Raw genomic sequence first — 2,188 nt, 5'->3', positions numbered from 1 at the left:
TAGCCTCTGCTGCGCCACGGGTTGCATCGGTCGGCAGACGGCGCGGACCCGCGATCGGAGCGACACGATGTTAGCAGCGGCTCTCATGTTTGTGCGAATAGCGACACAAGAATGGCCATTGAATCGACTCTTTGGCGGTTTGGCTATTGCAAGAGTTTGGGAGTCGGGTGGGCACGGCGGTTGCTCTCCGGCCGGGTCGCCAGCATGGGCGTGATCGTCTTCACCAACCAGAAAGGCGGCCCTGGCAAGAGCACGCTGACGGTGCTCTACGCCCACTGGCTCGCCGAAAAGCGGGGCGAGCGGGTGGCCGTGGTCGACCTGGACAGCCAGCGCAATTCGTCCAAGACCCTGCAGGCGTTCAGCGGCGGCATCCCCTCCGCGGCTTTGTTCGATGCGGCCGAGATCGCGGTGCCAGCGGCCAGCGCGGGTTCGGTGGCGCTGTTTGCGGGGTCGCGCTCGCTGGTCGATCTGGAGCGCGCTCGCCCGGATGTCGTGATCCCGGCGTTTCGGCAGCACATGGCGGCGCTGGCTTCCCGCTTCGATACCTGCGTGATCGACACGCCGCCGGCGCTGGGGCTGCGCATGAGCGCGGCGCTGATCGCCGCCACCCATGTGGCGTGTCCGATCGAGCTGGAGGAGTACTCCATCGACGGCGTGACCGACATGCTCAAGACGGTGTTTGGCGTGCGGCAGAAGTACAACCCGCAGCTCAAGCTCGCCGGCATCATCGCCAACCGCTTCAACGCGCATTCGGCGCGGCAGCGGCAGGCCCTGGCCGATCTGCTGACGCACTACGAGCGGTTCGTCATCCCGGCGAAGATTTCCACACGGTCGGCCATCCCTGAGGCGCTCGCGGCCGGCGTGCCGGTGTGGCGGCTGGCCAAGACCTCGGCGCGCGAGGCGAGCTTGGAGGTGCTGCGGGTGTTCGAGCTGCTCCACCAGCGCATCGTGGCCACCGAGGTCGTGGAGGTGGCATGACGCTCAATCTGTCGGGGCTGGACCGCTTCAAGGCCAGTGCGCTGCTGCGCGACGACGACGGGTCCATATCGGGGGTGCCGCTCGAGATGGAGCTGGACCTGATCGACTTCGATCCGGGGCAGCCGCGTCGCTCGATGAGCGACAAGGCGTTGGCCGAGCTCGCCGAATCGATCCGGGCCAAGAAGGTGCTCGAGCCGGTGTCGCTGCGCACGAACCCGGACCGCCCGGGACGCTACATCGTCAACCGCGGGGAGCGGCGGGTGCGCGCCAGCCGGCTGGCCGGGCGTACCACCGTGCCGTACTTCCTGGACGAGGACGCGGACCCGTACGCGCAGGTGGTGGAGAACCTGCAGCGCGAGGACCTCACGCCGTTCGATCTGTCGTACTTCATTGCCGAGCGCGAGCGCTGCGGGGACTCGCGCGCCGAGATCGCGCGCAAGCTGGGCAAGCCGGCGTCGTTCATCACCGAGGCGGCGGGCCTGGTCGATGCGCCCGCGGCGGTGCGGGCGGCGTTCGACGATGGACGGGCGCGCGACACGCGCGTGCTGTACCAGCTCACCCGCGGGCTGCGCGAGAACGCGCCGGTGGTCGAGCCGCTGCTCGATGGCAAGGACCCGTTGACGCGCTCGGTGCTCGACCGGGTGGTGCGGCCGCAGCCGTCGCTGCCTTTGGGAGGCGAGGGGTCGGACAGCCGTCGCATCGAAGGCACGCGCGTGGCGCGTGCGATGGTGGTCGAGCATGGCGGCCGGCGAGGGCATTTGGGCTTGAACGGGCAGCCAGGCAAGCGCACCGCGAGCGTCAACTTCGACGACGGCTCGCGGCAGGTGGTGGACCTGGCCGACTTGAAGCTGATCGCCTGGACGGCGCGATAAGGGCCGTGAGCAAGGAGTCGTTGATGCGCAAGGACAACGTGGTGCCGCTGCGTCCCGTGGATGGTCGGGATGGGGTGACTTCGGTGCCGGTGGCCCGGCGCGGGGTTTCGTCGGGGGTCTTTCGGGTCGTCGTTGGCGTGATCGCGGCTTCGCTGTTCGCCGCGTGGCAGCTGGTTCGGCTCGCCCTGGTGACGGTGCTGGTGCTGGCCGAGCCGCTGGTGCGGATCGTGCTCGTGCCGATCGCCTTCCTCGGCTTTTTCGTGACGCTGGTGTTCGGGTTTCTGATGGGCGCACCGCACTTCCCGAAGTGGGGCATGCTGGCGTTCTCGATCGGCGCG

General features: G+C 68.6%; 3 protein-coding genes. All 3 read left to right on the top strand.

The annotated features are described in order from the left end of the window. Positions 1-111: 111 nt before the first annotated feature. Complete coding sequence (locus VJ693_RS09775; RefSeq protein ID WP_324153663.1) at positions 112-978, top strand: ParA family protein; 867 nt, start codon at positions 112-114, stop codon at positions 976-978. After that, positions 975-1,850 (top strand): ParB/RepB/Spo0J family partition protein, encoded by an 876-nt coding sequence (locus tag VJ693_RS09770; RefSeq protein ID WP_324153661.1) that lies wholly within the window; start codon positions 975-977, stop codon positions 1,848-1,850. The genes VJ693_RS09775 and VJ693_RS09770 overlap by 4 nt, the downstream gene beginning before the upstream one ends. A gap of 23 nt (positions 1,851-1,873) precedes the next feature. Further along, a partial coding sequence (locus VJ693_RS09765; RefSeq protein ID WP_324153659.1) for a hypothetical protein occupies positions 1,874-2,188 on the top strand: 315 nt, incomplete at its 3' end.

It is taken from the genome of Ideonella sp., assembly GCF_035254525.1.
Taxonomy (GTDB): domain Bacteria; phylum Pseudomonadota; class Gammaproteobacteria; order Burkholderiales; family Burkholderiaceae_C; genus Ideonella.
The sequence above is the reverse complement of the archived record's forward strand: the minus strand, read 5'-3'. Positions and strand labels throughout refer to the sequence as shown.

Coding starts and splice junctions, on each gene's coding strand:
- VJ693_RS09775 (WP_324153663.1), top strand. CDS start 112: ATGGCCATTGAATCGACTCTTTGGCGGTTTGGCTATTGCAAGAGTTTG.
- VJ693_RS09770 (WP_324153661.1), top strand. CDS start 975: ATGACGCTCAATCTGTCGGGGCTGGACCGCTTCAAGGCCAGTGCGCTG.